Annotated in this window: 27 protein-coding genes and 2 pseudogenes; 15 read left to right on the top strand and 14 right to left on the bottom strand. The window is 56.7% G+C overall.

All coding sequences use genetic code 11. The features are described from left to right. Positions 1 to 5: 5 nt before the first annotated feature. The 3 genes from OKW40_RS04815 to OKW40_RS04805 form a co-directional block, all read right to left on the bottom strand. A complete protein-coding gene (locus OKW40_RS04815; RefSeq protein ID WP_184062819.1) occupies positions 6 to 311 on the bottom strand; it encodes a hypothetical protein in 306 nt (101 codons plus the stop codon). 9 nt (positions 312 to 320) lie between these two features. Further along, positions 321 to 1,505 carry an acyl-CoA dehydrogenase family protein gene (locus OKW40_RS04810; RefSeq protein ID WP_429355391.1) on the bottom strand — a complete coding sequence of 395 codons (1,185 nt, stop codon included), beginning with the start codon at positions 1,503 to 1,505 and terminating at the stop codon, positions 321 to 323. 72 nt (positions 1,506 to 1,577) lie between these two features. Further along, positions 1,578 to 2,720, bottom strand: coding sequence for a glycosyl hydrolase (locus tag OKW40_RS04805; RefSeq protein ID WP_429488517.1), 1,143 nt, complete (start codon positions 2,718 to 2,720; stop codon positions 1,578 to 1,580). A gap of 199 nt (positions 2,721 to 2,919) precedes the next feature. Between OKW40_RS04805 and OKW40_RS04800 the strand changes: the two genes are divergently transcribed. The 10 genes from OKW40_RS04800 (at position 2,920) to OKW40_RS04755 (ending at position 11,891) form a co-directional block, all read left to right on the top strand. Continuing rightward, a complete protein-coding gene (locus tag OKW40_RS04800; RefSeq protein WP_429488515.1) occupies positions 2,920 to 3,876 on the top strand; it encodes a PDR/VanB family oxidoreductase in 957 nt (318 codons plus the stop codon). 56 nt (positions 3,877 to 3,932) lie between these two features. Then, entirely contained in the window at positions 3,933 to 4,946 is a 1,014-nt protein-coding gene (locus OKW40_RS04795) for an amidohydrolase family protein (protein ID WP_027197812.1), read from the top strand. A gap of 26 nt (positions 4,947 to 4,972) precedes the next feature. Beyond that, the gene (locus OKW40_RS04790) at positions 4,973 to 5,974 is read left to right on the top strand and encodes a protocatechuate 3,4-dioxygenase (protein WP_184062833.1); all 1,002 of its coding nucleotides are present in this window, start codon (positions 4,973 to 4,975) and stop codon (positions 5,972 to 5,974) included. A 15-nt stretch (positions 5,975 to 5,989) separates the two neighbouring features. Beyond that, on the top strand, positions 5,990 to 6,652 hold the full coding sequence (locus OKW40_RS04785) for an RraA family protein (RefSeq protein WP_184062835.1): 663 nt from the start codon (positions 5,990 to 5,992) through the stop codon (positions 6,650 to 6,652). Between the two features lie 2 nt (positions 6,653 to 6,654). Next, positions 6,655 to 7,332 (top strand): RraA family protein, encoded by a 678-nt coding sequence (locus OKW40_RS04780; protein WP_429359672.1) that lies wholly within the window; start codon positions 6,655 to 6,657, stop codon positions 7,330 to 7,332. After that, entirely contained in the window at positions 7,329 to 8,000 is a 672-nt protein-coding gene (locus tag OKW40_RS04775; RefSeq protein ID WP_429488514.1) for a 4-carboxy-4-hydroxy-2-oxoadipate aldolase/oxaloacetate decarboxylase, read from the top strand. The genes OKW40_RS04780 and OKW40_RS04775 overlap by 4 nt, the downstream gene beginning before the upstream one ends. A gap of 93 nt (positions 8,001 to 8,093) precedes the next feature. After that, positions 8,094 to 8,639, top strand: a complete 546-nt coding sequence (locus OKW40_RS04770; RefSeq protein ID WP_429488512.1) for a flavin reductase family protein — start codon at positions 8,094 to 8,096, stop codon at positions 8,637 to 8,639. Between the two features lie 133 nt (positions 8,640 to 8,772). Further along, positions 8,773 to 9,318 carry a tripartite tricarboxylate transporter substrate-binding protein gene (locus tag OKW40_RS04765; RefSeq protein ID WP_184062842.1) on the top strand — a complete coding sequence of 182 codons (546 nt, stop codon included), beginning with the start codon at positions 8,773 to 8,775 and terminating at the stop codon, positions 9,316 to 9,318. Between the two features lie 1,059 nt (positions 9,319 to 10,377). After that, entirely contained in the window at positions 10,378 to 11,076 is a 699-nt protein-coding gene (locus OKW40_RS04760) for a GntR family transcriptional regulator (RefSeq protein ID WP_184062844.1), read from the top strand. A gap of 143 nt (positions 11,077 to 11,219) precedes the next feature. Next, a complete protein-coding gene (locus OKW40_RS04755; protein ID WP_429355389.1) occupies positions 11,220 to 11,891 on the top strand; it encodes a GntR family transcriptional regulator in 672 nt (223 codons plus the stop codon). A 183-nt stretch (positions 11,892 to 12,074) separates the two neighbouring features. Here the strand turns inward: OKW40_RS04755 and OKW40_RS04750 are convergent, their stop codons facing one another. The 6 genes from OKW40_RS04750 to OKW40_RS04725 all read right to left on the bottom strand — a co-directional run bounded on the left by OKW40_RS04750 (position 12,075) and on the right by OKW40_RS04725 (position 17,729). Continuing rightward, on the bottom strand, positions 12,075 to 12,290 hold the full coding sequence (locus OKW40_RS04750) for a hypothetical protein (RefSeq protein WP_429488510.1): 216 nt from the start codon (positions 12,288 to 12,290) through the stop codon (positions 12,075 to 12,077). Between the two features lie 527 nt (positions 12,291 to 12,817). Then, on the bottom strand, positions 12,818 to 13,594 hold the full coding sequence (locus OKW40_RS04745) for a methyl-accepting chemotaxis protein (RefSeq protein WP_429491918.1): 777 nt from the start codon (positions 13,592 to 13,594) through the stop codon (positions 12,818 to 12,820). Positions 13,595 to 13,716: 122 nt separating this feature from the next. Further along, a complete protein-coding gene (locus tag OKW40_RS04740) occupies positions 13,717 to 14,382 on the bottom strand; it encodes an MCP four helix bundle domain-containing protein (protein ID WP_429488509.1) in 666 nt (221 codons plus the stop codon). Positions 14,383 to 14,754: 372 nt separating this feature from the next. Further along, entirely contained in the window at positions 14,755 to 15,294 is a 540-nt protein-coding gene (locus OKW40_RS04735; RefSeq protein ID WP_429488507.1) for a MarR family winged helix-turn-helix transcriptional regulator, read from the bottom strand. Positions 15,295 to 15,748: 454 nt separating this feature from the next. Continuing rightward, positions 15,749 to 16,936, bottom strand: coding sequence for a porin (locus OKW40_RS04730; RefSeq protein ID WP_184062856.1), 1,188 nt, complete (start codon positions 16,934 to 16,936; stop codon positions 15,749 to 15,751). A 532-nt stretch (positions 16,937 to 17,468) separates the two neighbouring features. Further along, entirely contained in the window at positions 17,469 to 17,729 is a 261-nt protein-coding gene (locus tag OKW40_RS04725) for a hypothetical protein (RefSeq protein ID WP_429355385.1), read from the bottom strand. 380 nt (positions 17,730 to 18,109) lie between these two features. Here OKW40_RS04725 and OKW40_RS04720 point away from each other — a divergent pair. Continuing rightward, a pseudogene (locus OKW40_RS04720) lies at positions 18,110 to 18,331 on the top strand (DDE-type integrase/transposase/recombinase); the annotation flags it as partial. Positions 18,332 to 18,819: 488 nt separating this feature from the next. Here the strand turns inward: OKW40_RS04720 and OKW40_RS04715 are convergent. Continuing rightward, complete coding sequence (locus tag OKW40_RS04715) at positions 18,820 to 19,248, bottom strand: IclR family transcriptional regulator domain-containing protein (protein WP_429488504.1); 429 nt, start codon at positions 19,246 to 19,248, stop codon at positions 18,820 to 18,822. 61 nt (positions 19,249 to 19,309) lie between these two features. Next, positions 19,310 to 19,516: a hypothetical protein gene (locus OKW40_RS04710; protein WP_429332301.1), complete on the bottom strand. Its 207-nt coding sequence runs from the start codon at positions 19,514 to 19,516 to the stop codon at positions 19,310 to 19,312. A 369-nt stretch (positions 19,517 to 19,885) separates the two neighbouring features. On the opposite strand from OKW40_RS04710, the gene OKW40_RS04705 reads away from it, so the two are divergent. The 4 genes and pseudogenes from OKW40_RS04705 (at position 19,886) to OKW40_RS04690 (ending at position 23,318) form a co-directional block, all read left to right on the top strand. Continuing rightward, a complete protein-coding gene (locus OKW40_RS04705) occupies positions 19,886 to 20,920 on the top strand; it encodes an IS630 family transposase (RefSeq protein WP_429488503.1) in 1,035 nt (344 codons plus the stop codon). Positions 20,921 to 21,239: 319 nt separating this feature from the next. Then, entirely contained in the window at positions 21,240 to 22,400 is a 1,161-nt protein-coding gene (locus OKW40_RS04700) for an IS30 family transposase (protein WP_429488392.1), read from the top strand. 37 nt (positions 22,401 to 22,437) lie between these two features. Beyond that, positions 22,438 to 22,587, top strand: coding sequence for a hypothetical protein (locus tag OKW40_RS04695; protein WP_429492057.1), 150 nt, complete (start codon positions 22,438 to 22,440; stop codon positions 22,585 to 22,587). A gap of 4 nt (positions 22,588 to 22,591) precedes the next feature. Then, positions 22,592 to 23,318: pseudogene (locus OKW40_RS04690) on the top strand (IS6 family transposase). 200 nt (positions 23,319 to 23,518) lie between these two features. Here the strand turns inward: OKW40_RS04690 and OKW40_RS04685 are convergent. From OKW40_RS04685 to OKW40_RS04675, 3 genes are all read right to left on the bottom strand, one after another. Further along, complete coding sequence (locus tag OKW40_RS04685) at positions 23,519 to 23,767, bottom strand: hypothetical protein (RefSeq protein ID WP_184062860.1); 249 nt, start codon at positions 23,765 to 23,767, stop codon at positions 23,519 to 23,521. Between the two features lie 341 nt (positions 23,768 to 24,108). Continuing rightward, entirely contained in the window at positions 24,109 to 24,246 is a 138-nt protein-coding gene (locus OKW40_RS04680; RefSeq protein ID WP_184062862.1) for a hypothetical protein, read from the bottom strand. A gap of 14 nt (positions 24,247 to 24,260) precedes the next feature. After that, complete coding sequence (locus OKW40_RS04675) at positions 24,261 to 24,581, bottom strand: hypothetical protein (RefSeq protein ID WP_260321314.1); 321 nt, start codon at positions 24,579 to 24,581, stop codon at positions 24,261 to 24,263. Positions 24,582 to 24,845: the final 264 nt, after the last annotated feature.

The following is a 24,845-nucleotide window of genomic DNA, read 5'->3' as shown; positions in this document are numbered from 1 at the left end:
TAGCGTTAAACGAGTTCGACGGCCTTCAGCAATCGATCACGCGCGTCTACGGTGTTGCTGTCGTTGCCAATGAAATCGTGCGCTTCGACAATCAGGTTGCGCAGAGCAGCAAGGTTCTGCACTTCCCGCACATTCGAGCCCTGCCGTGCAGCAGCGACGATATCGTTATCGAGCAGCCGCCAGACTTCATCGAGCTCGGATTCGCGGTAAATCATGTGCTCGAACGTACTCGACTTCTCCACGCGCCCGATCAGTTCACGCAGCGTTTGCGGTGAGTAATCTTCGATCGAGTGAATATCATCCACGTTCATGGCTCATCCTTATTTCTTGGGACCTGGACCGAACTGCGAAGGTGGGAGGCCGAGCGCATGGCGACCAAATGCCGTCAGCGCCGAATCCCACGTGAAAGCAAAGTGCTGGGCGGCGGAATTGACGTCGCGCCAGATACGTTGGAGCTCCGAAGCGTTGTAAATGCTGGTGCCGCCGGCAGCTTCGAAGACACTGTTGGCGGCGCGACGAGCGGTTTGAGCGGAATACGCCCAGTCGCGCGGTATACGTGACCATTCGAGCGCCGTCAGTGACTCTGCACTTTCTGCCGTATCGACGCGGCGCGTGTCTTCGAGAATCAATGCGTAGGCCGCGTCGAGATCTGCCGTCGCGTGTGCCAGGCGTTCGATCGTAGCCGACTGTTCCGCCATTTGAGCGGCCGGCATTGCCTGAAGACGCGGCGCCAAACCCTCAGCGAACGAACGGAGTGCTGCGCGTGCCATGCCCAGCGGCGCGCCGATGAGCGAGAACGGCGTGACGTTCTGGAAAGGCATCCGGTAGATCGGGGCACGCATTGCGTCAGCGCCTTCGACGTTGCCCGTCATCATGTCTTTGACCGACACCGAACGATGTTTCGGGATGAACGCTTCCGCGACCTTGATCGTGCGGCTACCGGTGCCACGCAGGCCAGCCGTGTGCCAGTCATCGACAATTTCGATATCCGAACGCGGGATCACGAAAAAGCGCGGTTCAGGCGGCCCATCGGACCGCTGCACGGCGTTTCCGATGATGACCCATTGCACGTGGTCGATACCCGAACAGAAGCGACCGTCGCCGTTCACGAGTTTGTAGCCGCCGTCGACTTCGGTAATCGTGCCGCCCAAGCGGAACACGGTTGCCGTCAATACGTGGCCTTTGCCAAGCACGTCTTGCTGTGCTTGCAACGGGAACAGATTCAACATCCAGCTATGACCCGCCAGAACGCCGAAAACCCAACCCGTCGAGCCACAGGCCGATGCGATTTCTGCCGTAACTTCGACGAGCGTAGTGAAACCTAGTTCGGAACCGCCAAACGTCTTCGGTGTGATGATGTTGAAAAGACCCGTTTCGCGCAGTACATCGATCGTTTCTTTGGGCACCACGCGGTCGCTTTCGGTCTGTTTGACGCGTGAACGAATCGCGTCATGCAAACCACGGGCAATATCGAGGGCTTCCTCGCGGCTGTTAATACGGCTCAAGACATTCTCCTGGGAGGACTTGGTGCGCCGGAACGTGGCCGGCGTGCAGAATGGTTTTTGCTTAGATATCGCTCAGTGTTCGTTGCGACCGTAACGATCTTCGACGGTCATACGTTCCTTGGCGTCGAGGAACCAGCGATAGTGACCACCCTTCGAGATCGGTGGAACGTCTTCGGAGACGACGTACCAGCTTTCGCCATCGTTTTCCGTCGCATAGATTTCGCCCGTTGCCGTACCGGCGATGAGCATGATCTTGTCATCCCAACGGTACATACCCATACCCTCGATGTTGCCGATAATTTCCTCGGGCAGACCGTTACGCATATGTTTCCAGGTAACACCACCATCGGTGCTCTTGAGAACAGTTGCGTTCGCCGACTTACGGGCGCCCCAATCGCGCGGTGCGTTACCCGGTCCACCGAGATACAAAACGTTCTCGTTGCGCGGGTCGATAAACATGGCGTCGGGATAACCGATAAGGTCTTGACGCGTCATCAGGTGAACCCAGGTCTCGCCAGCGTCTGCGCTGTAGTGCAGGCCTTCGCCGCCGCACATGAAGATCTGTTTCGGATTCGACGGGCGGATCACCACGCGGTGGTTGTCGTGGTAGAACTTGTCGTTTTCCGATTCGTACGACCGCGGCTCGTTCCACGTCTTGCCGTCGTCGGTAGTCTTGAGAAGCGCGCCCTGTTCAATACAGACATAAAGCGTTTCGGGTTCGGCCGGGTGAAACGAAATATTCTTGACGTGTGCGATATGCGGGGGCGGCGGGAACGTCCACCTGTCCTGGTCCGGCACCGTCATCATTTCGGGAATTTCGACCCACGAAGCACCCAGATCGTCGCTGCGATAAAGCGCGGACGGCTCAGTGCCCAGGAACAGGACGGTCTTCCCGTCGCGCTCCTGCTGCGCCATCGTATAAATATGCGTGCTCTTCAGGCCATTGTTGGCTGATTCCCACGTCAGGCCCAAGTCCTTCGAGACCACGAGACTGCCTTGGCCGTGTGCGCCCGCGAACAACAGGCCCGCACCCGGAACATAGAGCAACGCGCTCACGTGGCGATCTTCCAGCGTCGTGCGCGTGAGATCCCACGGGGCACTGGCGTCTTCACGCTCGAATACGAGCATGCCGCGAATCGTAGCAACCAGTAGCGTCGTTGCCGCGCCATCACCGTGCGTAACGGTTCCACCGTTGGTGGTCAAAACTGCAATCATTTCTCCTCCCTAGGGAATACCCCATGTGATGTCGCCTGTCTTTGACTTTTTCCCGCTCAGACGAAATAATATGCAAAAAAGAATTACGCGTCAAACGGTTGGCAAGAAACTTTCAATGATTGGTGACTGAGGAAGCGTGATGTGTGATGCCTGCCCCCCATTCGCAGGGTTCCGCGCGTTCTATGATTTTGGAGGTGAGATGACTGAACTTAATGAAGTGATGACTCTGCGCTTGACGGCGAGTCAATATTTAGCGCGCAACACGCTGGCTCTGACCTTTGAAGACCCCGAGGGCGAGCGTCTGCCCGCCGCTGACGCGGGTTCGCACGTCGCACTGATCCTGCCGAACGGATTGACGCGTCAGTACTCCCTCCTTGAGTCCAGCAATAGCCTGACGCAGCGTTCGTACGTGATTGGCGTCAAACTCGACCCGCAGTCGCGTGGTGGCTCCCGCTACATCCACGAAACGATGCGTGTCGGCGACCTCGTGCAGGTCGAAACCCCGCGCAACAACTTCCCCCTCGACGAAGACGCTAAGCACACGATTCTGGTTGCCGGTGGTATCGGGATCACGCCTATTCTGTGTATGGCGCGTCGCCTGAAGGAAATCGGAAAGTCGCCGCGTATCTATTATTCGTGCCGAGACCGGGTTGACGTCGCCTACGCTGAAGAATTGAAGACGTTCGAAGGTTCGCTCGTTCACGTCGACGCAGAAGTCGGCACGTTTCTGAATATCGAAGACGTGGTGAAGCGGGAGCCGGCGTCGGCCCATTTCTATTGCTGCGGCCCCGGCCCGATGCTCGAAGCATTCGAAAAGGCTTGCTCGACTTTGCCCCCTGAACAAGTCCACGTCGAGTACTTCAGTGCCAAACACGAAGCCGCACTCGATGGCAACTACGTCGTTGAACTGCGTAAGAGCGGCAAGACGCTCACCGTCCCTCAAGGCAAGACGATTCTCAACGTCGTGCGCGAAGCCGGTGTACCGATCTCATACTCGTGCGAAGAAGGCGTATGCGGTGCATGTGAAGTCCGCGTGCTGGAAGGTGAGCCGGATCACCGCGACGCCATTCTGTCGGAGCCCGAAAAGGCTTCGAACAAGACGATGATTATCTGCTGTTCTGGCTGCAAGGGCGATCGTCTCGTCCTCGATCTGTAACAAACACCCGTGTGCCTACGGGCACCCACCATCACGTTAATCAAGGAGACAAGTAAGTGATTATCGATTGCCACGGTCACGTCAGCGCACCCGCAGAATTGTGGGTCTACAAGGCACACATTCTGTCGCATCGGGGCGAACACGGTCGCAAGATGCCGGAGGTGACCGACGAGGAAATCCTGCACTACGCCAACAAGAAGGAAATGGCGCCGGTTGGCCACCTCGACATGCTCGACCGCGTCGGCACGAACGTCCAGCTGATGTCGCCGCGTCCGTTCCAGATGATGCACAGCCAGAAGCCGGGCAAGCTCGTGCACTGGTTCACGGAAGAAACCAACAACATCATCTCGCGCACTGTCAAGCTGCTGCCGAAGCGTTTCATCGGAGTCGGCGGCCTGCCGCAAGTGTCGGGCGACCCGATCGAGGTCGTGCTGCCGGAACTGGAGCGCTGCGTCAAGGAACTGGGCTTCAAGGGCGTACTGCTGAATCCCGACCCATTCGAAAACAGCGGCGTCGAAGCCCCCGGTCTCGGTGATCGTTACTGGTACCCGCTGTACGAGAAACTGTGCGAACTCGACGTACCGGCGCACATCCACGCTACTGGCTCGCAGTCGGCTCGTTCGCCGTACACCGTTCACTTCATTAACGAAGAAACGATCGCGGTGTTCAACCTCGTCAATTCGAACGTCTTCAAGGACTTTCCGAATCTGAAGATCATGGTGTCGCACGGCGGCGGTTCGATCCCCTACCAGATCGGCCGTTTCCAGTCGGGCGCCTCGCGTGCCGGCCGCAACTTCCTCGAGGGCATGCGAAATCTGTACTACGACACCGTGCTCTACTCCGAAGAATCGCTGCGTCTACTGATCAAGACGGTTGGCGCTGACCGCTGCATGTTCGGCGCTGAGTGCCCGGGCGTGGGTTCGGCTATCAACCCGGACACCGGCCGCACTTTCGACGACATCAAGCCGTATATCGAAAGCTTCGACTGGCTGTCGAAAGCAGAGAAGGATGCAATCTTCTTCGGAAACGCTCGCGACTTCTTTAAGCTCAACCTCGCGGATTACGAATAATCCCGACGCCCACAGGACTCGAAATCATGGCAAAAATCGTATTGGGAATGGGAACTTCGCATGGCCCCATGCTCATCACGCCACCGGAGACCTGGGGCGCTCGCGTACCTGATGATCGACTGAGCAAGCATGATTTCGAAGGCCGCGAATGGGCCTTCGATGAACTCGTTGAATATCGCCGTAGCGAGAACCTCGCGGATCAGATCACGCCGGAGAAGTGGAAGGAGCGCCATGCCCAGTGCCGGGCGGCTATCGAGGAAATGGCGCGGGTGCTGGCTGAGGCCAAAGCTGACGTCGTTGTCATTGTCGGCAACGATCAGATGGAAATTTTCACCACTGATTGCATTCCCGCATTCGGCGTCATGCACGGCCCGACGATCGTGAACAACATGATCAGTCACGATAAATTGATGCAAATGCCTCCGGGCGTGCGCCATTCGATGCCGGGTTACAAGCCGGAAACTGCCACGCATGAAGGCGTTCCAGAGCTTGCAAAGCACATTATCAAGAACGCGATCGCCGACAACTTTGACGTGGCCGCTCTTGGCCGCTTGTCAGAAACGGAAACGCCGCATGCATACGGCTTCGTGTTCCGCCAGCTGATGAAAGACCAGGTCGTTCCGACCGTGCCGGTGTTTGTCAATACGTTCTATCCGCCGAATCAACCGACAGTCGCACGCTGCCACGCTTTCGGTGCATCGATTGCTCGCGCCATCGAATCGTGGGATTCGGACGCACGTGTAGCTGTCATCGCTTCCGGTGGTCTGACGCACTTCGTCATTGACGAGCGCGTCGACAATCTGATTCTCGACGCGATGAAGAACCACGACCTCACGCCGGTATTCGCGTTGGGCGAAGAAATCTTCCAGGCGGGTACATCGGAAATCAAGAACTGGATTCCCGTCGCCGGCATGATGGATGAACTCGCCTTCGACATGACGGTGGTCGACTATGTGCCCTGCTATCGCAGCGAAGCCGGTACCGGCAACGCCATGGGCTTTGTGTACTGGAAGCCGCAGTCCGAATAAGGAAACATCAAATATATGGCAACCAAAGACGAATTGATCCACCGCCTTCGTCGGCTGGACTGCTGCGCAGTCTCGGACGCACTCGATAAACTCGGCTTGTCCGGCGTCGTGAGCGGCGTCGCCCAAGCCTCAGGCACGAAGCGCATCGCAGGTCGCGTTATCACGATGAAACTCGGTGTTGGTGATCCGCCTCCCGGCCCGCCGCGTCATCTGGGCACCACCGCGATCGAACTCGGCAACTCCGACGATGTGATCGTTGTCGAGCAGCGCACCGGTATTGAAGCCGGTTCGTGGGGCGGCATCCTGTCGCTGGGTGCCAAGGTTCGCGGTATCGCGGGCGTGATCGCTGACGGTCCGGTTCGCGATATCGACGAATCCCGCGAGATGGGCCTGCCGGTGTTCACAAACAAGTTCACGGCGCTCACCGCTCGTGGCCGTATCGTCGAAAAGGGCGTGAACGTCCCCATTGAAGTCTTCGGGGCCGCAGTGGAAGCCGGCGACTACGTGATCGCCGACAGCAGCGCCGTGATTTTCATCAGCAAGGCAAACATCGCCAGGGTGGTCGAGACTGCTGAATCGATCGTCGCACGCGAAGCCTTGATGGCGAAGGCACTACTGGCGGACACGCCGATCCATGAAGTCATGGGTGGCAACTACGAATTTATGCTTAAGGATTAACCATGTCCGACATCGAACAAGACAAGAATGTTGCCCGCGCAGCGAAACTCGAAACGGCGACCCTGAGCGACGCACTGGACCGATTGGGCCTGAACGGTCAGTGCTACAAGATCAAGCCGCGTGATTCGTCGTTCCGAATGGCCGGTCGGGCATTCACGATTCTCTACGGCCCCGCCGCTTCGCCCGCAGGCACCGTGGGTGACTTCATCGACGACGTTCCGCCGGGTTCGGTCATCGTCCTCGACAACGGTGGTCGCGAAGACGCAACGGTATGGGGCGACATCCTGACCGAGATCGCTCATCGCCGTGGTATCGCTGGTACCGTAATCGACGGCATAAATCGTGACGTACACCTGTGCCTGTCGCTCGGTTACCCGGTTTTCTCCAAGGATAACTGGATGCGCACGGGCAAGGATCGCGTGCAGGTCGAAGCCACCAACGTTCCGGTGAATATCGGTAACGTGCGCGTTGCTCCGGGCGATCTGCTGCGCGGTGACGCGGACGGCGTGATCTCGATTCCGAAGGAACACGAAGAACGCGTGCTTGCTGCTGCTGAAGAAATCGATGCCGCGGAAAATGCAATCCGACGGTCTGTGGCAACGGGTATGCGGCTAGACGAGGCTCGCAAACAGTTCAAGTACCATCAACTGCAAACGCGTCGGACTGGAGAAGAGGCATGACGGGCCCGGTTTTCAATCGTCATGAGACCACGCGTCTCGCTATCGAGCGACCGGACGTCAATTTGCTTGACGCCGCCGCGAAATTGCCGGCAGCAACGCTTCACGAGGCTGCCGGAAAGATCGGCGTCCTGCCTTATGAAATTAAGCCTGTCGCGCCCGGCTTCAAGATTTGCGGCCCAGCTGTGACCGTCCATTCGCCCGGTGGCGATAACCTTTGGCTTCACCGTGCGATTTACGGAGCACAACCAGGTGATGTCCTGGTCGTCTCCGTAAGCGAAGCATATGAACACGGGTACTGGGGCGAGATCATGTCAACGGCCGCAAAGGTTCGGAGGCTTGCCGGTCTCGTCATTAACGGCTGTGTTCGTGATCAGCGACTGCTGTCCGAGATCGGGTTTCCCGTTTTCGCTCGCGGTCTTTGTATCCGTGGCACAGGAAAAGATTTCGGCGCCAGAGGTTGGATCAACGCCCCGATTCGATTCGACGATGTCACTATAAATGCAGGTGACCTGATCGTTGGTGATGAAGACGGCGTCGTGTGCATCCCGCGTGAGCGAATCGCCGAGGTGATCATTGCATCCGAAGCACGCGAAGCAGCAGAAGCACAGCAGATGAAGCGAATGGAAGCGGGCGAGAGCACGCTCAGTATCTTCGGTTGGGATCAATAAACCGGCTGAGACTCGCGTCTATAGCATGGGTGGCGCCCCGAAAAAACGCCACCCCTCCATTTTCTCCGTCTGGTTTTTTGATTGGAGGGTGAGGTGAGCATAGAAGAATCCGAATTCAAACGCGCCATGCGCTGTTTGACCGGGCACGTATGTTTGATCACTACCGGTTCGGACACGGACGGACCGCTTGCCGGCATGACCGCAACCGCTGTGACGTCTGTTAGTGCAGCGCCTCCTATTCTGCTGGTCTGTATCAATCGTGCAAACTCGTCTCTGGCGCACGTGCAGGCCACTGGCAACTTCGTCGTCAACGTTCTGGCGCGCAGTGAGCGGGAATTGGCGCAGCGGTTCTCGCGACCCATTTCGCCGCAAGAAAAGTTTCAGGCAGGGACGTGGAATCGTATTAAGACGGGGGCTCCGGCTTTGGCCAATACTATGGTCAATTTCGATTGCAGCGTTGAACGCATCATTGAGATTGGTACCCACGCCGTGATTTTTGGGCATGTCGAAGGCACTGCCATTAATGGCGACGCAACGACGCCGCTGCTGTATTCCCAAGGCTCTTACGGCGAATTTCAGACGAATAGAGCCGTCGATTTCCATGATTTACTGTGGATCTCCAACTGGGGGTCCGACTAATCCAAAAATTTCAGATGGAGGTACGGCCCGCATTATTCAGCACGCAAGATATGATGCGATTTTGTTAATCACAAAATGCATTATTGTTAGCCGCCTTTCAGGCATCCTTTAGAATACTTGGAGACAATTGATCTTGAAACTGAACCGGAAACTCTTCCTCTCGGCAGTCCTCGCAGCGGGCGCACTGATCTCGGGCGTCGCCCTCGCGAGTACACCTGCCAAACCGGCACCTGCACCTATTGCTGCACCTGCGGCTAAGCCGGCAGCGGCAGCCCCGGTTGGTGCGCCCACGGGTGTTGTTCTGGTCGCTGAAATCGGCAAAGGCGTGTCCGGAACCGACATCAAGGACTACGCGGATCTGATTAGTCGCCTGAAAGATAATCCGGATTGCTACACCTTCGGTACGACGGCTGACGGTACGCGCGACCTGACCGCGATGACCACATTGCAAAAGCGTAACGGTGTTCGCATGGTCAAGTTATCGTACAAGGATACCGCAGAGGAAATCGACGGTTTGATGAAAGCGAAGGTGCAGGTGATCCCGGTTCCGTACGATGTCGCAGCCCCGTACATCAAGAAAGGTCAGATGCGTCCCCTGGTGGTCTTTGGTTCGGCGCGTATCCCCGAGATCAAGGATGTTCCCACTGCGAGCGAAGTGATGCCCGGCTTCGTGTACTGATCTGAAACCACGGTGCAACATAGAAAACCCCTATCGTTGCACTGAACCCCAAGAATTGGAGATAAATCCGACCCTTGGGGTTTTTCATGGCGAAGCTGGATAAGACGCTTAAACCCAAGGTCGTAATGAGCTGGCTTTTGCGTGACCAGGTTGCAATGAAAGCGTGATCTTGGCGGCGTTTGGCATTCGGATCACGCATGCGCCACCGGTGCCGTGGAAGAATGTTTCGCACTTCGCCAGCAGGAGATTTCGACACACTTGAACATGTCGCGCAGTACCAGCCTACCGATACATTTGTAGCCTACGCAGCACCGGATCGGTGGCGCAGGACGAACGGGGAAGTTTCTGTTTGGGGCCTCGACTGCTACATCTGGCACTGGCCGAAATGTCTCTGAACAGACGTACTTTCATCTATGCGGACATAAAGTCCTTCACGCTTCTCCACATTGACAGTGCAGCGTGGCGAATTTGCGGGTGGTGGTAACCAAGTTTTTTGCGCAAGCCAATTCCAGGGTATAAATGACTGCGCGTCTGGCTCAGCCAGCGGACGCAGTTGAGCCAGCAAAGCTGCGTTCGCGTGGACCTCGCCGCCGCATTTTCGTTTGTAGCCGTCGTGACCCGCACGTGGCGCTCTCGCGTAGGTCGACCGTCCACAAAGACCGCGCTCGATTTACCACTGCGCTCCTGCGCGACCCGGACGATCGAACACAGGTCATTGTCTATCGCATCGAGACAGCCTCCTCAACCCAGCGCTGCGTCTGCTGTTCGACGACTCCCACGCTCGAAAGTCATTGGGCAAGCAACAAGCGTCACGATGCACCAGCCCACAACCCAGCAAGGAGTGTTGAACATCTCGCGCGGGGCATAGCGACGCTGTGGCGCGTTCTCGTTCATCAACGTCAGCTATACGGCGCGCAGAAGTACCATTCCTCACCCGATTATCTCCGTTGGCCAGGCTCTGCGCTTTTCCTGGCCGGGAGTTTATAAGACCTTCTAACGGTCGATCACCGAATCGCCTGACAACGTTGTCAGGCGAAGATTCTCAGATATAATACTAAAATGAATGCGATTCCGACACCAGGCCGAACTCCTATTGCTACCGTCCCGGAAGTGGATGGCATTGACTTTCCAGCTCAGGTGGCGTCAGAGACGCGAAAACTGATCAATAGGGGAACGCTCGCGCCCGGCTTTCAACTACGACAGTCGGACCTCGCGGAACGTTTCGGCATCAGCCGTGTGCCGGTGCGTGAGGCATTGAAACTACTGGCGGCGGAAGGCATCATCGAACACGATCCGAATCGTGGATTTTTCGTCGCTCAGTTGTCGAGCGGTGAGGCCCGACAGTTGTATTGGATGCGCCAACTCCTCGAAGCAGAGTTGCTCATGACGGTTGAATGGCCCACATCCGCGCAGATCAGGGAATTCAAGGGCTTACTGTCCCGACTTGAAGAATTGATTCAAGCCGGTAATCGTGAGGGGTGGATCGAATTACACCGCACACTTCACGATAAGATTTTCAACCTCTCGCCTAATAAAGTGATTAAACGGGAAGTCCTACGATTGTTGCGACTCACCGATCGTTATCGGGCGCTGGCTGCCGATATTTCAGCGCATCCGCAAAATCGTAACGCTAATATCGAAGCAAAACTCGTGAACGCTTTGGAAAGCAAAGACCGGGAATTGCTGCTCTCAACTTATGAGAAAGGGCGAACGGTGGTTCTTGACGGGTTGATGATAGTGCTTGCGGCCCGGGAATAAACGAAAAAAACGGCACCGTGAGTGATCTGCTGTCGGAATCCTGAACAGAAAAGGGCTTTTCTTCATTTTGCCAACGAGAGATACTCGGAAGTTCGAATCTTGATATATAAGACCAAAATGTATTTCGTTTTGGTGGGGAGTAGATGGTCACCGCACTTCGCGAAACGGACACCGTTGATTTTCCGGCTCACGTGGCCGCAGAGACGCGCAAGCTGATTAATCGAGGGGTGTTAGCACCGGGCCTCCAACTGCGGCAGTCGGAACTTGCTGATCGATTCGGGATCAGCCGCGTTCCGATCCGGGAAGCACTGAAGCTCTTGGCGGCAGAAGGCATCATTGAGCACGATCCGAATCGTGGATTCTTTGTCGCACAGTTGTCAAGTGATGAGGCCCGACAACTATATCGGATGCGTCAACTGCTTGAGGCAGAACTGCTGAGCACGATCGAGTGGCCTACGCCCGAGCAGCTGACGCTGCTCAAGCGAATGCTTACAGATCTCACGGAGTTGCTGGCGGCGGGTAATCGCGATGGCTGGATCGAAAAGCACCGTGCTTTCCACGACACGATTTTCGAACTGTCTCCACACAAGGTGATCAAGCTAGAAATCCTGCGTTTGATGCGTTTGTCGGATCGCTATCGTGCGCTGGCCGCGGATGTCTCGGCAAGTCCGGAACATCGCCGGGCAGATATCGAAGCGCGATTGGTGCAGGCACTGGAAAGTCGGGACAGAGTTCATCTGCTTGCAGCCTATGATCAAGGGCGTTCAGTGGTTTTGGAAGGACTGGTGAGGGTGCTGGCCGCTAGAGGGGCCTAAAAACGAAAGGAGGGCCGCAATCTGTGCCCCCTTACGCTCATTTGATTGGAACGTCGTGTACAGGAGGTGTTCGGCCCCACGGCACCTTGCCGCTGGACACGATGTTGGCATTCATGGTGGCTTCATGGCGTTGTCAGCATTATCCGTGCGGTGATACGCGCTCACCGCCCAGTCCCGCGATTTTCAGTAGTGCGGCAAGCGGATACCGAGTCCGCAGCCCTTCACGATTTGCGTTTTTTTCTTTTGTGCTGTTTGGTTTTTTCCCCTGGACAGCGCATCGAGCTTTTTCAGATACGCCGCCTCCATCCGCAGATACACGAGTTCCCTGAGTTGTTCTTCGCGTGATCGCGTATCGGCAGCTTTCTCTTCAACAGGCAGGTCACGCCGGGTCTTGGGCATTTTTTGGACGCCATCGTCGGCGGGGCATCAGAGCATCTGCAGCGCCCTCATCATATAGGCGCACCCATTGCGAGACCCTGGCAGGATCGTGGATGTCCTACAGAGCCGTGACTTCGCGCAGGGAAAGCCCCTCACGCGACGTGAGCCTGAGCACCTTCGGCCCGCGAAGTGAACGTCGTATCGACTGCGCTTAGGGCATAGCGTTGCGTCGCCGTGCAAACGATAGGCATCAACCCAGCGACGCAACATCGAGTAGCCGATCTCGTGGCGGGCTGCCAATACTGGCCGCCCAACTCCCCCCGCGCAAATGCGTGTTGCTTAACTTCAGTTTGAACCGCTTATCGTACTTCGCCATGAAAGACACCCCAAAGGTTGGATCCGTGTCGAACTTTTGGGATGCAGTTAATTAACATCGAAGGCTTTTTCTCGGTTCTGTTGCAATAAGTTGTCCGCAGTACCGCAGTCTTCGTCGATATCAAGGAAACCATCCCTCATCGATGGCTTTTTTTGTGCCTGGAGACTCTGATTTAGATGGCGCGTGCGATCTTGAAGTTAGTAACCAGTGTCTGTAGGCGCTCTGCTTCTGCATGAACGCCACGGGCTGCAGCAGCGGCCTCTTCGACCAAGGCTGCGTTGTGCTGGGTCACTGTATCGATTTCGCCGATCGCCTTATTTATCTCCATGATGCCGCGGTGGCCGTCATCGGATGCGTGGGTGATCTCCTCCATCAGAGTCGAGACCCGGGTGAACTCACTCACCACGTCGTTGATTTTGGACCCGGCATCGTTCACCAGTTGAGATCCTTGGACAACGCGGGTGACCGAATTGCTGACCAATTCCTTGATCTCTTTGGCCGCCGTTGCCGAGCGTTGAGCCAGCGTGCGGACTTCCTGGGCCACGACGGCGAAGCCACGGCCTTCGTTGCCAGCACGTGCGGCTTCGACCGCCGCGTTAAGGGCTAGGATATTGGTCTGAAAAGCGATGCCCTCGATAGTCGCAATGATGTCGGCGACTTTCCTCGATTGATCGGCAATGCCGCTCATGGTGGTCACAACGTGTTTCATGACCTCTCCACCGCTGTTTGCCAGATCGGACGTAGTCTGTGCGAGTTTGAGGCCTTGTTTGGCATTCGCCGCGTTGTTCTGCACCGTCGCCGTCAACTGCTGGATCGAAGCTACCGTCTGCTCGAGAGACGCCGCCTGTTCCTCGGTGCGCTGGCTCAGATTCTCGTTCCCCGCGGCGATTTCGGATGCGCCGGTCAATACCGCCTCACTGCCGGACCGGACCTGCTTTACGATATCCACGAGACTCTCATTCATGCTGCGAAGCGCGCGCATCAATTGGCCAAGTTCAGTATCGGAATGTACCCTGACTTCTGACGTCAAATCCCCTGACGCAACTGCCTCAGCAATCTTTACGGCGTCATTCAACGGGAAGACGATCGACGTCGCAACCGTGTTGAGACATATACCGTAGCAACGATAGCGATACATATTACGGTGAACGTCAGCATCAAGGCCACATCATAGTCATGAATGGCCTTTTCCGCAGCCTGATCTGCCTGCTTCTGAATGAAGTCCATATGGGCAGTGAGCGTCTCCTCCGTGGATTTGAAAACAGCAAAGATCTTGGTGTTGGCGAGCACACGCTCGGTAGCAAGATCCGGATTATCAGACATTGCAAGCGTGTAGAGTTCTTTGTTGATCATCGCGTACGCAGCGATTGCTTTCTTATCGTTCTCGAAATACTGGCGATCCTCGCCCGGGCGCGCGTGTTTCTCATAGCGATCGACACTCTTTCTCAGCTGATTCAAGGCTTCGGCTCGAATCGCAGCATTGGTATCTTTGGCATTCTTGGTATCAGACAAGACAAGACCCAGCGTGGAACGACGATCTGTACTGAGCGCCAGACGAAGATCCGCAATCGTTTTGACTGACTCCATCCAATTCTGTTTGATGTCCATTAGATGTGATTGAATCTGATGCGCCTGGAAGAGCGCAAATCCCGCGGCACTGCATAGCAGCACGATAACGATTGCGAAACTTACAAACAGCCGGTTGCGTATTTTGAGATTGCGAAGAAGCAGGAGCATGTTTTATTGCCTACATAACTTGTATACTTTGTATTTCGGCATGAGCCCTATGAGTATGGATAGGTGACAACGTTAATTGTGTAATCTGGCCTGATGCGTTATAGCCGCGCCCCGCAAGATCGATAACCGCCCTGTACGCGTGCGCACTGGAAACTCTGAACTCGAGCAGGACCAGCGTGCCGCGCATGCGGCATCCGGACAGTCGCGTCGACTGGGCGAAAGCCGTGCATGGCGCGCAATGCTGGCGTTTGTTCAGACCGTTGCTCGCGGCCGCGGCGGCGAGAAGACGTCGTGGGTAAAGGGCAACGCAAAGACGCGCTGGATTAGATCATCCGCTGGCCACGTTTTAGGGCGGAGAGGGGAGGTTGCCGTTCACGCCGGTGCGCCAACGACGCTGGAGGGTCTTGGACTGCCCGTCACGGCAAATCTCGAGACATCGATTGAGCCGTGGGCTGGGGAATTAGCAAGCAGGCGCTTAAGCAACGCAATAAAAATATCGGTTTCATCCTCGGTTAAGAGGCCAATCAATTTATTGTCAGCTGCGCCGAGAATGGCTGTAATGTTCGCAGCCATCGCAACTCCGCTTCCCGTAAGCTGAACACACCAGCAGCGACAGTCGTTTGGATGCCGAGACCTCATTACAACTCCAGCACCCATGAGACGCGGAATGATTCTGGATAGCGCCCCCATATCGAAATGCAGCCGGTGCGCGAGTTGAACCTGCGTCATGAATTGGTGCCCAGCCAGGCATGCGACGACCTTCGCCTGTGCAAACGAAATCCCAAGCGATGACTTCAAATGTTGATCAGCAGACTCGGAGATCGCTTTGTCAATCTCAACAATACGGGTGAGCCAACTTAAAGCCGGGACTTCCGCCTCATAACCTAGGTGTAGTCCCTCCTCGCTCTTCATTTCTTGCTGCTTTTCCTGCAAAGGTGGTCGGAACCAGTGGTTGGGCGTGCTCTATACGTCCTAAAACCACCTCGTACTATGGTTGATCATTCGCTCCTGCGCTGCTACTGCTTGCCCGGCGCACCGAATTGCTCTCATCCGCGGGTCGAACGTTTCCGAAGACGTTGGACTTTATTATAGCATTCAAATGTGAATATTATCATTACTTCGGACGAGGGGAAATTGGGGCACTTTCTGAGCTTGACGGGGCGGACTTTCCTACCCAAATCGCAGCGGAAAGGCAAAACTGATCAATCGAGGCACGCTGGCACTGAGTTCGAATTGCGCCGCGCTAACCTTGGCGACCGCTTGGAACGGACGGATGGCAGTATTTGCGGCCCCCGGTGCATAACCCAAGAAGGCCACGACAGCGATGACGAAAACATGATCATCGCTGCCGTTCCTCAATGAAGCATCAGAATCGATGCATCATGCCAAGCTGGAAAACAGTCTGGATATTGCCGCTTGCCACGATGTTCCCGATTTCTGCAGCGTATGCGCCGTTGGTGCGTTGATATACGCCGGCGGCATAGACCGCGGTGCGTCTCGACAACGTGTACGTCAACTGCAACGCGGCCTGGTTGATCACCACGTTCTTCAGCAACGCGTTACCATTTTCGTAGGTATAAGCGCCGCCGAGGTTCCAAGCCGGTGAGAAGTCATATCCGACGCCACCAGCCAGGGCGTAAATCTTGGCCCCCGTATGAGTGTTGCGCGCGTCGCTATACATCCCTGAGACAGTGAAATGGCCGAACTTCGTCCTTGCTCCGGCGAGCAGGTTGGCGATGCCACTATGTCCATTGTTGACCGGCGCATAGTTCTGCTCAGTGTAAACAACAGCAGCACGCGTTTCACCATTCCGGAAGCTGATCGCCGCGCTTTTTCCGGCCCCGTTGTTGAAGTCGCCCGCTGTGCCGCCGAAGCTATACATGACGCCAGCCGACAGCCCGGCATATTCCTCCGACACAACCTTGATGGCATTCGCCATCCGCTTGCCGCCGACACGATCCCAGTTGATGGCCGCTAATCCAGAAATTTGGCCGTTCGTCGTGATAGGCGCGAACGGGCCGCCCGAGACGGCGCCAGCAATCTGCGCCGGCCCTGAAACGCCGAGCAGGTCGGCACCGAAGCTACCGGTCCGGAAGTTGAGCATACCGCCAGCGATGCCCGTTGCCGGATCGATACCACCGATCAGGTAGTAGTCGAAGGCGAAGTCGTTTTGGCGCCCGAGGCGGAAGCTGCCAATCCCTGCTTGACTGAGTCCGACCCACGACGAGTTCTCGAACATCGCGCCGCGGGACTGCGGATCAAGTCCCCCTGTGCTCAGGCTGATCATCGAGTCGAGGCTGAAGTTTGCGCGCAGGCCCCCTCCCATGTCCTCGCTCCCGCGGAAGAAAAACTTGGTGGGAAAGATGGCGGAATCCTGCATTTGATACAAACGGGCCCCACCTGAATCACGATAGGTGGCGACACCTTCGTCAAGAAATCCCCCAAGCATGACGCTACTTTGCGCACGGGCGGCCGTAACGCTCATGCAAACTGATGCACATGCAAGCGGCACCGCGGCCCACCGGTGTTTCCTCCACGTCCCCTGGTGTTTCATACATTCTCCTGATTGTTATATGTGGTCTCTGAAACCGACTGCTATTGAATTAGAAACGCGAGTACGTCAATTTGTTACGTTGGTCCGTTGCCCTCCTGGAAATGTGCAGCATCCAATGCGACGTCGGGACCCGGCGGGACGCCCGAAGCAATTCTTGAATGGCGAGCGCCTGGGGCGGTGCCAGTTGCCCGTAGGCACCGACCAAATAGAGAAAGGGGCCGGCGTCGGCCCAGTTGTCGACCACCCCTAGTAGCCATGAGCTTGACCACACCGTCTTCCGACTTCCCACGGCCATCAATCACCTTCTAATCCGTCACTCCGTGAGAGTCCGCGGATCAGCCTTCAGCATCATGTTCGGCTTCGGATTCGCATGATCTCGATAACGCTTTTCTAATGCATCCTGATACCACCTAATGCGCACCAATAATGCCGATCGCAACCGCCGCCCCGACGGAAACGTAAGCAGCAACCGACGTCTTGATTGCCAATCCGGCGGTCGATACCGCGCTAATCGCACCGACATGGGAGAGAGTCACCATTTATCCCACACCGGATCCCCGGAACGTGTTGGATAGATATGGGTCGACAGAGGATATTCGCCAAGCTGTATGCCTGCGATCGAAATGCCCTTCAGTATCATCCTCGCGATCAAAGCCACGTTTTCGGCCGTCGTAATTGCCCCGCCACCATGACCCGGTGACAAAAGAAGAAGAAGCGCGCTCGCAGCCGTGACCCCGCGGACCGCGAAGAGCCGCGTGTCACGAAGATACGTGGCGGAAAGCAGGGCGCGCATGCCAAAGTCTTCCACTGGAAGCGCGCACCTAAAAGCAGGCACAATAGAATTTGTTGTCCTCAGTCAAAATAGTATTTATAGCAGCCTACAATGTCAATGAGCCATATTCTGGTGAAAACCCTTGGCTTCCCCAACTGGCGCAATTTGCCATTCAATGGTGGCGGTTCGCGACTATTGAGTTGCGCGTTATAACCTTGCGCACGTATCACGACCTTGTGCTGTGATGCCGCGCGATGTCGCAGCAGCTAAGGCCTTTTTCACCAAGACAATCAAGCATCAGGGCGACCACGGGAGACGGCCACGCCATATGGGTATGCAGCGTCGCACCGGGCTGGGCGTGAGATGAAGTCCTATGGCCTGCTTCCAAGGATACGAAGTTGCGCTCCTCGAAGTACCTCAATAACCTGATCGAGCAAGACCATCGTCACATCAAGTCCAGGACGAATGTGATGCGCGGGCTCAAGAGGTTCAGAAATGCCCAGACTACGATTTCAGGCATCGAGTTGATGCATCGCATTGGCAAGGTGCAGTGTGACCTGTCCGCTCTTGCGCTTGAGGACATCACTGCCCCCTCCGTCTGGAATGCCGTCATTTTCAATTGATAAGGCATCCATATCTCAAGGCATAACGGACCCACTATCCACTACCTATTTGCACCAGATCCTCCTCGATTACCAGAGCACATTCGATGCGTTTGTCTGGCAGTTTGACTGCCTCAAGCTGCAACGGATCATTCCGATATGAGGCGGGTGGTCACTCTCGGTACACATTCCGCAAGCTCCCCAGTAAAGCCAGCGACCTGCGTAGTGGTCGGCTTCCGCCCGAAGGCGCTTGCCGATTAAAGTCCCGGCTTCTGATGTGTCACGCGACTCCGGTCACGGCGTGCCGGAGATAGCGGTTCGACCAAAGGGCGCAAGCCCCGTCGGCTGGACGGCGTAAGCCCCGATTTTCTCATCCCTTGCCGAGCGGCGGCCGACTTGGGAACCCCGCCAGGTTGCTCAACTGGACTAGCTCATTGGCCGCCTCGCCCAGCAGTACCGAATACTCGTGTATTTTTCCCACGGTCAGCCGTCCTCTCGGACCGGCCGGGCTAATGACGCCAACGCAGCGCGAGCCGCACGGGCGTGGTAACCGCCGACATGCGCGGCGCGAACACCTCGTCGATCATCGCATAGCCACGGACCCGTGCAGCGTGCAGAAAACCGTGCAGCGCCCTGAGCGTCGTCGGCGCATTGGGTCCGAATTCATTCGGCTGTCCGAAGCCCTGTTTCAAGACCAGCGCGGCCGCCTGTTCATCGGTCATCGTCATGAGCCATGCGTGTCCGGTCGACGTGCATGAAAGTCGTGCTGCCTGGCCCACGTCGGGATCGTAGCAAAAGGCCGTCCGCTGCCCGTCCGCCTTCCCCACCCAGATGATCGCTATCATCGCGTCCGCGCATTTGACGATGTTGGCGATGACGTCGATCGTCCAGATAGACTCGCCGCCAAAGCTCGCGATTGTCTCGTCCTGCATGGCCATCGCGAGCGCGAGCAGCGGAAGCATAGGCCAGAGGTGCCGATGCATGCCATGCGAGCGCGTGTCAGTCGGCCGGGCCGAGGTAACCCTGGAACCCCGAGCGCAGTTCTGCTCTCTTTGCGAGCTTCACCGCCCGCTTGACCAGCGACGCGTATACGGCGTCGCTCTTGGGTACAGGCAGAGGCAATTGCGCTTGCGCTTCGACTATGGAGTACTGCCGCCGCTCGCCGAAAAAGTCGGCGATACCATCGAAGCGTGCATCCGACAGCACCGGATCGTGCTGCGCGCCGTTTCATGTACCGGAGAAGCATTCATTCGCAAACGCGGGAGATGCGCGACGCGCATCCACGGTGTACGCCGAACAGCTTATTGACCGCAGCGCGCTCGGCCAGTTGACGCCGCTCGAGCAATGACCCTAAGCGATCTTCCTTACACGATCAAAGTCGGAGAACCGCGCCCGGGCATGGTTACGAATCGTCGGTAACTGCATGCCATCACGCATCGGCCTCCTACCTCAAGCCCGTTCCGAACCGATTGAGCAGTACCAACGCACAGCACACCCGCTCAAATTACTCATAAGTCAGGAATTTTGCGGACAAATGGACTATTCTTGAGCGATAGCTAATGAGAGCATTCGCCCATGAAACGAGATGGCCGCATCCTGGCTCACAACACGCTCGAAGAGATGCGTATTCTTGCAGTTCAGCGTATGGCTGAAGGCGAGCATCCAAATGATGTTGCTGCGTCATTTGGGATGCATCGCTCGTGGGCGTACAAGATCAGGGCGCAGGCGCGGGGGCGTGGTCATGGTGTGCGAGCGCTGCGATCGACCAAAGGCACGGGTCGCCCACGTACGCTCACTGCGACGCAGGAGCAACGGGTAATGCGCTGGGTTAATGGCAAGAATCCAATGCAGTACGGGTTTGATTTTGGTCTGTGGACGCGCAACCTGGTTCGTGAACTGGTACGACAGAGATTCGACGTCACGCTCAGTCTGGCTTCGATCGGCGCGATGCTCGCGCGTCTGAACCTGACGCCGCAAAAGCCGTTGCAGCGTGCTTATCAGCGTGACCCGGAAGCTATCGAGCGTTGGCAGCGAGACACCTATCCGAGCATTGCCAGGCAGGCTCGTGAGCAGAAGGCAGACATCTTCTTCTGGGACGAATCGGGCTTCCGTGCTGACTCGGTGCATGGCAGGACGTGGGCGCCGCGCGGTGAGACGCCGGTGGTCGAGCGGCCCGGCGAACGGCAAAGCATGAGCGCCGCGTCCGCTGTTAATTCGAAGGGTGCGTTTTGGTTTGCAACCTATGAAGGGGCACTTAGCGGTGAGCTGTTCGTGGAACTGCTCAGGAAGTTGATGTTCAACCGGAAAAGAGCGGTTCATCTGATCGTTGACGGATTGCCAGCACATAAGAAAGCCATCGTTAAGGACTATGTCGCCAGTACGCAGGGCAAGTTGACTTTGCATTTCCTGCCCGGTTACGCACCGGACCTGAATCCAGATGAACTGGTGTGGAGTCACGTCAAGCGCACCGGCGTCGCGCGGCGCCCACTTCGAAAAGGTGAAAAGTTGGGCTCAAAAATTCACGAGCAGCTTTCACAAATTCGCCGCGATCCGTGCCTTGTTCGCTCATTTTTTAGGCATCAATCTGTCCGCTATATTATTGACCTGTGAGTAAACTTAGTTACCGCGTAAATAATCTGGAAAGTCTGCGGAGCTTCAATCACTACGTGGTCTACCAATGCCATAGCTGCGCATTCTGTTGCGTTCGGAACGTAATCCTTATTTAGAACCTTTTGACAAGCAACACGTAGCTTCGCGCATGTAGGCGATGCGGTCGGAAGTGTTCGATTCATCTTCGACACTGATTGCCCGTGGTAAGAGGCGGCACCCCAAAAAGGAAAGTAACCATCTCGAATGGCAACGTGACGGGGCGGATTCAACCGGTGGATGCAACACACTGAAGACTGCGCAAGCAGTGGGAGTGTTGCAGATGAAACAGCGACGCCGGATTTACTACAGCGAGAAGCAGAAAGCGCTGATGTGGGAACGTTGGCGGAAGGGAGAGTCTCTCCAGAAGATCGCCCAGCTTTTTGACCGGAACCACTCGTCTGTACAGGGGATTCTGGCTGAGACAGGTGGAATCCAGCCACCACAAAGGCATCGATCGGGATTGGCATTGACGCTGGAGGAGCGCGAAGAGATCTCACGGGCACTTGCGGCCGACGATTCGATCCAGTCAATCGCCATGCGACTTTCGCGAGCTCCCTCCACCATCTGTCGTGAGATCAAACGTAACAGCGGCCCGGACGGCTATCGGGCAAGCCACGCCGATCAGCTCGCGTGGGATCGCGCGCAGCGACCCAAAGCCTGTAAACTGGTTGAGCACCGGATGTTGGCGCACATCGTGGCAGCCAAGCTACAACTGCAGTGGTCACCGCAGCAGATCGCCGGATGGCTCAGACGCGCGTACCCAGACAACGAGGACTACCACGTGTCCCACGAGACAATCTATCGTTCTCTCTTCATACAGGCCCGTGGAGCCCTGAAGAAGGAGTTGCTGGAGCACCTGCGGCGCACCCGGGCCATGCGCCGTTCGCGCCATCACACGCTAAAGACGGAGGATCACGGCAGGATTCGTGACACCGTATCGATCAGCGAACGCCCGGCTAGCGTTGAAGACCGCGCGGTACCGGGCCACTGGGAAGGTGATCTGCTGTGCGGTAGCGGCAGCAGCCAGATTGCGACGCTCGTCGAGCGCCAGACACGCTATGTCATGCTGGTGAAGATAGCCAGCAAGGACAGCGAAACGGTCATCAATGCGCTCATCAAACATGCCAGCAAGTTACCGCAGGAACTCTACAAGTCGCTCACCTGGGATCGGGGGACGGAGATGGCCGGGCACAAGCGCTTCACCGTCGCCACCGACATTGCCGTCTACTTCTGCGACCCGCAACATCCCTGGCAGCGTGGGTCGAATGAGAACACGAATGGACTATTGAGGCAGTACTTCCCGAAAGGTACCGATCTGTCAGTGTATTCGCAGGCCAAACTCAACGCTGTGGCAAGACGACTGAACGAGCGTCCAAGAAAGACACTGGACTACGAGACGCCCGCCGAACGATTCCAGCAAACTATTGCATCCACCGGTTGAATCCGCCGGCACCTGCAATACGGTGGCGTTCAAGCGCTTGCGCGACGAAACCGTTTCGTTTCATGTCCTCAACGAACTCACGCAACATCTTCGCAGCCATTTCGCGCCGACTCCTGGCGACACCCATCGCCTGCCGGATGACCATGAAGGGCACTGTCAGGTTGGTGGGGAGGCGGCGGTAGAATGAAGTGATGAAAGAAACGAAATCGCCTTATCACGGCCACCGCTTCCCTGCGGTCATCATCAGTTGCGCGGTTCGCTGGTATTTCCGGTTCAGCCTGAGCTTGCGCGACATCGAGGAGTTGATGCTCGAGCGTGGTGTCGTGGTCACGTACGAAACGATCCGTTGCTGGTGCGACAAGTTCGGTGCTCGATTCGCCCAGTGCGCGAAAGCGGCGCGGCGCAAGCCGGGCAGCACCTGGCATCTGGACGAGCTGTTCGTGACGCTGCGCGGCGAGCCGTATCTGTTGTGGCGTGCAGTGGACGAGCATGGCGCCGATCTCGATGTGCTGGTGCAAAAGCGGCGAAGGCCGCGGCAAAGCGCTTCTTCAAGCGCCTGCTGCGTTCAAACCCGGCGCGGCGCCGGATCGTTACCGACCAGCTTCGCAGCTATCCGGCGGCGAAGGCTGAGATTCCCGAGCTCGCTCATGTGAAGCACGTTTTCGTCGAAGCAGCTGCATGCGTGAACAACCGCGCCGAGAACAGCCACCAGCCGACCCGCAGGCGCGAACGCCAGATGTGCGGCTTTCGCGATCCCGTCGCACGCAGACATTTCTCTCATGCTTCGGCCCGATCGGGCAGCACTTCGCGTTGCCCGGACATCGGATGACCGCGGCCTGTCATCGTGCCGTACTCAGAGAACGCTTCGCCGCATGGCATGCTTGGACTGTCTCTGCCGCAGTCGAGAAAATTATTTGATAAGGATAACTACTCTTGAGCGACACAGGTCAGTCTGTGCCCGCCAAGCTGACAAGAGCCCTACTTCGCGGCCGCTGTATTACGGTCCTCGACGACCGGCCCTGCCTCGATTATGCGTACAGCAGGAATTTTGATAATTTCCTGCTTGTACGCGGGGTTGTATGCCTCGAACACGAAATTACTGACAGGCCCGATTTAGGCTACCCAAACAGACGCTCCAAAGCCATCTCTGGCAACGCCGCAGCAGGAGGAAAGACCTTCCAGCATCCGTCGTCGTGCCGAAAGAAAAACAGTGCGAGTCTTTCGCTGCCGTGTACGGTCTCGACGCACACGAAACGCCCTTTGCCCGAGCGCGGACGGCCCAGTGCCGTCACCCTTGCGCTCTCTGGAGGTTGCAACCCGAGCCACTTTTCAACTACGAAACGTAAAGATTGCTCTCCGGTCTTCATCACTTTATCCTCTCTGTCCCGCGAAAAGGCGCCTGTCGATGCACTGTGCCGATGTTGGGTGCCCGTGCGATGCGTATGCCAGTGCTCCAGCGCAAACCATCGACAAGCGTGCTATTTCCACATTCTCTGAACCAAGAATTGACGGACGGAAAGGCGGATGATCGCCCGTCGAGGTGATCGTGTCGAGCGACCAACCAAAAGACCCGGATCCACGTCGTCGGCAAACCGTATCGTGTCGGTGCCGCATCATCTTGAGCCGCCTGCTACTGCATCAGCCCCGGGTCATACCTCTATGCGCTTACCGATCGCTGGTCACGTATGAGGTTTACAACAAACACCAGCTAAGCCACACCCAACCCGAAGTAGTCGAAATTGCGCAGCGGACGGTAATCGGCATACCCCAAACCCGTCGAGCCAATATACGCCGCCACGGTGAGCAAAAAACAGATTCCTGCTGCTATCCAGGTATCCTTCTTCATATCAGCCTCAACGGTTATGCGTCGCCTTGATGTGGTGATGACAGCGCACGTTTCGCTGTTGAACTGTTGGGTTCGCTCCGGAAAGACCTTTTCCAGCCGTCCCAAAGCCACATCGGTTCGAGTTTGAGTCGAAACACCGCCGCCATGTATCCGCTGTAGGCCAGCAGGAGCACGCCGTTCATAAACAATTCCTGCGGCCCGGTAAAGAGCTGGCGCGGCGTGGCGACAATGTACGTGTTGAGCCAGAAGATCGTTACGGTGGTTGGCATCTCGCGGATTAGCGCGAGCAGTACGCCCCGGTTCGTCAAGAGCATCAGCCCGTAAAAGAACTCCATTTACTTGACCGCTGAATACATATGAATTGTTGTGGCCGCCGCAACGTAAGCTCCGCCGATACCGGGGATTTCCGGCACCTAACCGCTCAGGATGTATCGATCCCCGAGTAGAAAAGATGAACTCCGGAAGCAGAGCCGCAACCACATGACGACGTACTTCCAGGGTGATGCGTTGGCGCAATTCATTCAAGTCTCCTAATCTAAATGCTCGCGATCGATTTGCGCGGCCATCCGGCCACAGCATTTGCATTTACCGTGACAGCC

Origin of the sequence: Paraburkholderia sp. RAU6.4a (genome assembly GCF_050435625.1) — a bacterium.
Taxonomy (GTDB): domain Bacteria; phylum Pseudomonadota; class Gammaproteobacteria; order Burkholderiales; family Burkholderiaceae; genus Paraburkholderia; species Paraburkholderia tuberum.
The sequence above is the reverse complement of the archived record's forward strand: the minus strand, read 5'-3'. Positions and strand labels throughout refer to the sequence as shown.

Excerpts from the sequence above, each read along its gene's own strand:
- OKW40_RS04815 (WP_184062819.1), bottom strand. The coding sequence starts at position 311 with ATGAACGTGGATGATATTCACTCGATCGAAGATTACTCACCGCAAACG.
- OKW40_RS04805 (WP_429488517.1), bottom strand. The coding sequence starts at position 2,720 with ATGATTGCAGTTTTGACCACCAACGGTGGAACCGTTACGCACGGTGAT.
- OKW40_RS04800 (WP_429488515.1), top strand. The coding sequence starts at position 2,920 with ATGACTGAACTTAATGAAGTGATGACTCTGCGCTTGACGGCGAGTCAA.
- OKW40_RS04790 (WP_184062833.1), top strand. The coding sequence starts at position 4,973 with ATGGCAAAAATCGTATTGGGAATGGGAACTTCGCATGGCCCCATGCTC.
- OKW40_RS04785 (WP_184062835.1), top strand. The coding sequence starts at position 5,990 with ATGGCAACCAAAGACGAATTGATCCACCGCCTTCGTCGGCTGGACTGC.
- OKW40_RS04780 (WP_429359672.1), top strand. The coding sequence starts at position 6,655 with ATGTCCGACATCGAACAAGACAAGAATGTTGCCCGCGCAGCGAAACTC.
- OKW40_RS04775 (WP_429488514.1), top strand. The coding sequence starts at position 7,329 with ATGACGGGCCCGGTTTTCAATCGTCATGAGACCACGCGTCTCGCTATC.
- OKW40_RS04760 (WP_184062844.1), top strand. The coding sequence starts at position 10,378 with ATGAATGCGATTCCGACACCAGGCCGAACTCCTATTGCTACCGTCCCG.
- OKW40_RS04755 (WP_429355389.1), top strand. The coding sequence starts at position 11,220 with ATGGTCACCGCACTTCGCGAAACGGACACCGTTGATTTTCCGGCTCAC.
- OKW40_RS04750 (WP_429488510.1), bottom strand. The coding sequence starts at position 12,290 with ATGCCCAAGACCCGGCGTGACCTGCCTGTTGAAGAGAAAGCTGCCGAT.
- OKW40_RS04740 (WP_429488509.1), bottom strand. The coding sequence starts at position 14,382 with ATGCTCCTGCTTCTTCGCAATCTCAAAATACGCAACCGGCTGTTTGTA.
- OKW40_RS04735 (WP_429488507.1), bottom strand. The coding sequence starts at position 15,294 with ATGAAGAGCGAGGAGGGACTACACCTAGGTTATGAGGCGGAAGTCCCG.
- OKW40_RS04730 (WP_184062856.1), bottom strand. The coding sequence starts at position 16,936 with ATGAAACACCAGGGGACGTGGAGGAAACACCGGTGGGCCGCGGTGCCG.
- OKW40_RS04725 (WP_429355385.1), bottom strand. The coding sequence starts at position 17,729 with ATGCGCGCCCTGCTTTCCGCCACGTATCTTCGTGACACGCGGCTCTTC.
- OKW40_RS04715 (WP_429488504.1), bottom strand. The coding sequence starts at position 19,248 with ATGGCCATGCAGGACGAGACAATCGCGAGCTTTGGCGGCGAGTCTATC.
- OKW40_RS04705 (WP_429488503.1), top strand. The coding sequence starts at position 19,886 with ATGAAACGAGATGGCCGCATCCTGGCTCACAACACGCTCGAAGAGATG.
- OKW40_RS04700 (WP_429488392.1), top strand. The coding sequence starts at position 21,240 with ATGAAACAGCGACGCCGGATTTACTACAGCGAGAAGCAGAAAGCGCTG.
- OKW40_RS04685 (WP_184062860.1), bottom strand. The coding sequence starts at position 23,767 with ATGAAGACCGGAGAGCAATCTTTACGTTTCGTAGTTGAAAAGTGGCTC.
- OKW40_RS04680 (WP_184062862.1), bottom strand. The coding sequence starts at position 24,246 with ATGAAGAAGGATACCTGGATAGCAGCAGGAATCTGTTTTTTGCTCACC.
- OKW40_RS04675 (WP_260321314.1), bottom strand. The coding sequence starts at position 24,581 with ATGGAGTTCTTTTACGGGCTGATGCTCTTGACGAACCGGGGCGTACTG.